Source organism: Aquabacterium sp. (assembly GCF_030652515.1).
In the GTDB taxonomy this organism is placed as follows: Bacteria; Pseudomonadota; Gammaproteobacteria; order Burkholderiales; family Burkholderiaceae_C; genus Aquabacterium.
In genome coordinates this window covers 1-5,181 of sequence record NZ_JAUSAR010000144.1, presented here as the reverse complement: position 1 = coordinate 5,181, position 5,181 = coordinate 1, and the positions used below count along the sequence as shown (strand labels likewise).

General features: G+C 61.8%; 6 protein-coding genes. 1 reads left to right on the top strand and 5 read right to left on the bottom strand.

The features are described 5' to 3' along the window. The 5 genes from Q7V20_RS16890 to Q7V20_RS16870 all read right to left on the bottom strand — a co-directional run. Positions 1 to 426, bottom strand: a 426-nt coding sequence (locus tag Q7V20_RS16890) for a 2Fe-2S iron-sulfur cluster-binding protein (protein WP_304793775.1), incomplete at its 3' end; no start/stop codon positions are given. Between the two features lie 13 nt (positions 427 to 439). After that, complete coding sequence (gene sdhA / locus Q7V20_RS16885) at positions 440 to 2,227, bottom strand: succinate dehydrogenase flavoprotein subunit (RefSeq protein ID WP_370652489.1); 1,788 nt, start codon at positions 2,225 to 2,227, stop codon at positions 440 to 442. 3 nt (positions 2,228 to 2,230) lie between these two features. Further along, positions 2,231 to 2,593 (bottom strand): succinate dehydrogenase, hydrophobic membrane anchor protein, encoded by a 363-nt coding sequence (sdhD, locus tag Q7V20_RS16880; RefSeq protein ID WP_304793772.1) that lies wholly within the window; start codon positions 2,591 to 2,593, stop codon positions 2,231 to 2,233. A 24-nt stretch (positions 2,594 to 2,617) separates the two neighbouring features. Continuing rightward, the gene (gene sdhC, locus Q7V20_RS16875; RefSeq protein ID WP_304793768.1) at positions 2,618 to 3,049 is read right to left on the bottom strand and encodes a succinate dehydrogenase, cytochrome b556 subunit; all 432 of its coding nucleotides are present in this window, start codon (positions 3,047 to 3,049) and stop codon (positions 2,618 to 2,620) included. Positions 3,050 to 3,131: 82 nt separating this feature from the next. Further along, complete coding sequence (locus tag Q7V20_RS16870; protein WP_370652488.1) at positions 3,132 to 3,953, bottom strand: GntR family transcriptional regulator; 822 nt, start codon at positions 3,951 to 3,953, stop codon at positions 3,132 to 3,134. A 172-nt stretch (positions 3,954 to 4,125) separates the two neighbouring features. On the opposite strand from Q7V20_RS16870, the gene Q7V20_RS16865 reads away from it, so the two are divergent. Further along, on the top strand, positions 4,126 to 5,112 hold the full coding sequence (locus Q7V20_RS16865) for a malate dehydrogenase (RefSeq protein ID WP_304793765.1): 987 nt from the start codon (positions 4,126 to 4,128) through the stop codon (positions 5,110 to 5,112). The last annotated feature ends 69 nt before the right edge of the window (positions 5,113 to 5,181 follow it).

Below are 5,181 nucleotides of genomic sequence, written 5' to 3'. Positions count from 1 at the left end.
GTACAGGCCGTCGAGCTCTTCGCGTTCTTCGGGCGACTGCAGGCGCTCTTTATCAGGCGGCGGCTCATCGTTGACCAGGTAAGGCTTGATCGAGTTGTACTGCTTGAAGAACTGCGTCATGTCGACGATCAGGTCGCGCACGACGGGCAAGCCCGGCAGCGGCTTCAACACGATTTCACCCGGCAAGGTCAGCATGTTGGTCAGGCAGGCCAGACCATTCTTGCCGTTGATGTTCATGGCGTCAGAACCGCACACGCCTTCACGGCAGGAGCGGCGGAACGACAAAGTGGGATCAACCGCCTTGAGCTTGACCAAAGCATCCAGCAGCATGCGCTCCTGACCGTCGAGTTCGACCTCGATGGTCTGCATGTAGGGTTTGACGTCCTTGTCCGGATCGTAGCGGTAGATTTTGAAAGTGCGCTTCATGGTGCGGTCCTAATCAGAACGTCCGGACTTTCGGGGGAACGGATTCCACCGTCAGCGGTTGCAGGTTCACAGGCTTGTACTCCAGGCGGTTGCCTTCGGAGTACCACAGCGAGTGCTTCATCCAGTTGTCGTCGTCGCGGTTGGGGAAGTCGTCGTGGGCGTGGGCGCCACGGCTTTCCGGACGGGCGGCGGCGGCCACGATGGTGGCTTGGGCGGCTTCGATCAGGTTCTCGACTTCCAGCGCTTCGATGCGGGCGGTGTTGAAGACCTTGGAGTTGTCCTTCAGGCCGATGCCCTTGACGCGTTCACGCAGGGCAGCGATCTGCTTGACGCCTTCGTCCATCGTCTTTTGCGTGCGGAACACGCCAGCGTGCTTCTGCATGGAGGCACGGATGTCGTTGGCCACGTCTTGCGAGTACTCGCCATTGGTGGCGCCGTCCAGGCGGGCCAGACGGGCCAGCGTCTGGTCGGCGGCGTCCTTGGGCAGGGGCTTGTGGTTCTTGGACTTGAGGTTGAAGTCGACAATGTGGTTGCCCGCAGCGCGACCGAACACCACCAGGTCCAGCAGCGAGTTGGTGCCCAGGCGGTTGGCGCCGTGCACCGACACGCAGGAGCACTCACCCACGGCATACAGGCCGTTGATGATCTCGTTGGGCTTGCGGTTTTCGCCAACACCAGCGGGCACCACCACTTGACCGTAGACGTTGGTGGGAATGCCACCCATCTGGTAGTGGATGGTCGGCACCACGGGGATCGGCTCCTTGGTGATGTCGACGTTGGCGAAGTTGTGGCCAATTTCGAACACCGAGGGCAGTCGCTTCATGATGTCCTTGGCGCCGATGTGCGTCATGTCCAGCAGGACGTAATCCTTGTTGGGACCACAGCCACGGCCTTCCTTGATTTCCTGGTCCATCGAGCGAGACACGAAGTCGCGCGGGGCCAGGTCTTTCAGGGTGGGCGCATAGCGCTCCATGAAGCGTTCGCCATTGCTGTTGCGCAGGATGGCGCCTTCACCACGGCAGCCTTCGGTCAGCAACACGCCCGCGCCGGCCACGCCGGTGGGGTGGAACTGCCAGAACTCCATGTCTTCCAGGGGGATGCCAGCGCGCGCCGCCATGCCCAGACCGTCGCCGGTGTTGATGAAGGCGTTGGTCGATGCTTGATAGATGCGACCGGCGCCACCGGTGGCGAACAGCACGGTCTTGGCGTGCAACACGTGCACATCGCCGGTTTCCATTTCCAGCGCGACCACGCCCACGGCATCGCCTTCGGCGTCGCGGATCACGTCCAGCGCCATCCACTCGACGAAGAACTGGGTGCGGGCCTTGACGTTTTGCTGGTACAGCGTGTGCAGCAAAGCGTGGCCGGTGCGGTCAGCGGCAGCGCAAGCGCGTTGCACGGGTTTTTCACCGTAGTTGGCGGTGTGGCCGCCGAAGGGACGCTGGTAGATGGTGCCGTCGGCATTGCGGTCAAAGGGCATGCCGAAGTGCTCAAGCTCGTACACGACCTTGGGGGCTTCGCGGCACATGAACTCGATGGCGTCCTGGTCGCCCAGCCAATCGGAGCCCTTGATGGTGTCGTAGAAGTGGTAATGCCAGTTGTCTTCGGACATGTTGCCCAGCGAGGCACCAATGCCGCCTTGCGCCGCCACGGTGTGCGAGCGGGTGGGGAACACTTTGGACAGCACGGCCACGTTCAGGCCAGCCAGGGACAATTGCAAGGAAGCGCGCATGCCGGAGCCGCCGGCTCCGACGATGACGACGTCAAACTTGCGGGTAGGGATGGAAGTTGCGATCGCCATTATTTAAAGTCTCCACAGCACTTGGATGGCCCAGCCAGCGCAGCCCAGAAGCCAGACGATGGTGAACACTTGCAGGCTCAGTCGGATGCCCACGGGTTTGATGTAGTCCATCCAGATGTCGCGCATGCCGACCCAGGCGTGATAAGCCAGGGACAGGATGACCACGAAGGTCAGGAACTTCATCCATTGGTGCGAGAAAATGCCCGCCCATTTTTCATAGCCGATGGGATCGCCAAAGATGACCTGCACCAGCAGCGCCACTGTGAACAAGGCCATCAGGACAGCCGTGATGCGTTGCGCCAGCCAGTCGCGCAAGCCGTAGTGCGCGCCGACGACGACGCGCTTGGTACCGTAGTTTTTAGACATGGTGTTGAGTTTCCGCGGTCGAGATCAGAACAGGCCGAACAGCTTGGCGCCCAGGATCAGGGTCAGGCCCACGCTCAGGGCGAGGGTGACGATGGCCGAGGAATGGCCCTGCTGCCTGGAAACACTGTGCGTGGCGTCCATCCACAGGTGGCGCACACCCGCGATGAAATGGTGCAGGTAGGCCCAGATCAAGCCCCAGGTGATGACGTTGACCAGGATGGCCGGCAAGATGCCCGCACCGGCCGTGAACACCGATTTGAACTCGTCATAGGAGATTTCCGAGGTCAGGCTGGTGTCGAACATCCAGACGACGAAGGGCAGCAAGAGAAACATCACGACACCGCTGACGCGGTGCAGGATCGAGACGATCCCGGCTGGCGGCAGCTTGTAGCTGACGATGTCAGTCACATGGATGTTCGTGAAGACGGGGCGGGGGGGTTTGGTGTTGTCAGCCATTTTTCTGAAGGCTCCTGCCTTGCGTCAAAAAACAGTCAAAGAATCCGCGATTTTAAGGGCAATCCCTTGTTCCTCGACGGGGTTAGTTCAATTCGTTCCGATAGTGGTGGAACTCGGTCATGTAAAGCCCGCGGCGCAGCTCCACGGGTTGGTCGTCATAGGTGTGAGACAGGCGCTCGACGCTCAAAAGCGGAGCACCCACGGCGATCTTGAGCAGGGCGGCCTCGACTTCGCCAGCGGCCACGGCCCGGATTTTCTCTTCGGCGCGGATCATGCGCACGCCAAACTCAGTCTCGAACAGGCCGTACATGGGGCCTTTGTAATCGCTCAGGCGCTCGGCCGTCAGACCCTTGAACAGGTGGCCGGGCAGCCAGATGTCGTCCAACACCACCGGCTTGCCGGCGAAATGCATGACGCGGCGCACTTCAACCACCATGTCGCCAGCCTTGAGTTGCAGCAAACGGGCGATGTCGGCCGGGGCGCGCAGGCGCCGACAATCGAGGAACTCGCGCTGGACGGGGCCAGCGTGCTCAGGCTGATCGGGAGTCAGGCGTAAAAAGCGGTATTGCACGCGCTCTTCGGTGTGGGTGGCCACGTAGGTACCCTTGCCCTGGCGGCGCAACAGCAGGTTTTCGGACGCCAACTCATCCACCGCCTTGCGCACCGTGCCCTGGCTGACCTTGAAACGGGCCGCCAGCTCGATTTCGCTGGGGATGGCCTCACCCGGGCGCCATTCGCCAGCTTGCAGGCTGCGCAAAATGAGCGACTTGATCTGCTGGTAGAGCGGGCTGAAGGAAGGCGACCCGACACCAGACGCCGACGCCTCGCCCGCGACCAGGGCAGGCGGCTCGGCAGGGGCACCAGAAGAAGGCAAGGAAGGGGCCACGACAGCATGGGTTTTCACGGAAGTTGATTGCACCACAAGCACCCGTTTTAGTCCACCCTCTGATGAAAGATGTCTTATATAAGACATAAGAGCATTGACGATTCACAACACTGCCCCTAGACTGCGCACGACGCTACACTTGGGGGTTGTTACTACCCCACCTCTCTCCTCTTTTCTTTCGGAGTTGCACATGAGCAAATCACCCGTTCGCGTTGCCGTCACCGGCGCCGCTGGTCAAATCGGCTACGCCCTGTTGTTCCGCATCGCCTCCGGCGAAATGCTGGGCAAAGATCAACCCGTGATCCTGCAACTGCTGGAGATCCCCGACGAGAAGGCCCAGAACGCGCTGAAGGGCGTGATCATGGAACTCGAAGACTGCGCCTTCCCCCTGCTGGCCGGCATCGAAGCCCACAGCGATCCGCTGCAGGCTTTCAAGGACACCGACTACGCTCTGCTGGTCGGCGCGCGCCCCCGTGGCCCCGGCATGGAACGTGCCGACCTGCTGGCCGCCAACGCCCAGATCTTCACGGCTCAAGGCAAGGCACTGAACGCCGTCGCTTCGCGCAATGTGCGCGTGCTGGTGGTGGGCAACCCCGCCAACACCAACGCCTACATCGCCATGAAGTCGGCGCCTGACCTGCCTGCCAAGAACTTCACCGCCATGCTGCGCCTGGACCACAACCGCGCGGCCTCGCAACTGGCCGCCAAGACTGGCAAGCCCGTGGCTTCGATCGAAAAGCTGGCCGTGTGGGGCAACCACTCGCCCACCATGTACGCTGACTACCGCTTCGCCACGATCGATGGCCAATCGGTCAAGGACATGATCAACGACGCCGTGTGGAACAGCGACGTGTTCCTGCCCACCGTGGGCAAGCGCGGTGCGGCCATCATCGCCGCCCGTGGCGTGTCGTCGGCGGCTTCGGCTGCCAATGCTGCCATCGACCACATGCGCGATTGGGCCCTGGGCACCAATGGCAAGTGGGTCACCATGGGCATCCCGTCCAAGGGTGAATATGGCATCCCGGCTGACATCATGTTCGGCTACCCCGTCACCTGCGAAGGCGGCGAATACAAGATGGTTGAAGGCCTGCCCATCGATGCTTTCTCGCAAGAGTGCATCAACAAGACCCTGGCCGAGCTGCAAGGCGAGCAGGACGGCGTGAAGCACCTGCTGTAACCCGCTGGTAACCGCGCCTTGGCCTCCCTCCATCCGAGACACATCCTGCTGGGCGCACAGGCCGGCGCG

What these genes read in the sequence shown, in the direction of transcription:
- sdhD (WP_304793772.1), bottom strand. Translation starts at nt 2,593, where the DNA reads ATGTCTAAAAACTACGGTACCAAGCGCGTCGTCGTCGGCGCGCACTAC.
- sdhA (WP_370652489.1), bottom strand. Translation starts at nt 2,227, where the DNA reads ATGGCGATCGCAACTTCCATCCCTACCCGCAAGTTTGACGTCGTCATC.
- Q7V20_RS16865 (WP_304793765.1), top strand. Translation starts at nt 4,126, where the DNA reads ATGAGCAAATCACCCGTTCGCGTTGCCGTCACCGGCGCCGCTGGTCAA.
- sdhC (WP_304793768.1), bottom strand. Translation starts at nt 3,049, where the DNA reads ATGGCTGACAACACCAAACCCCCCCGCCCCGTCTTCACGAACATCCAT.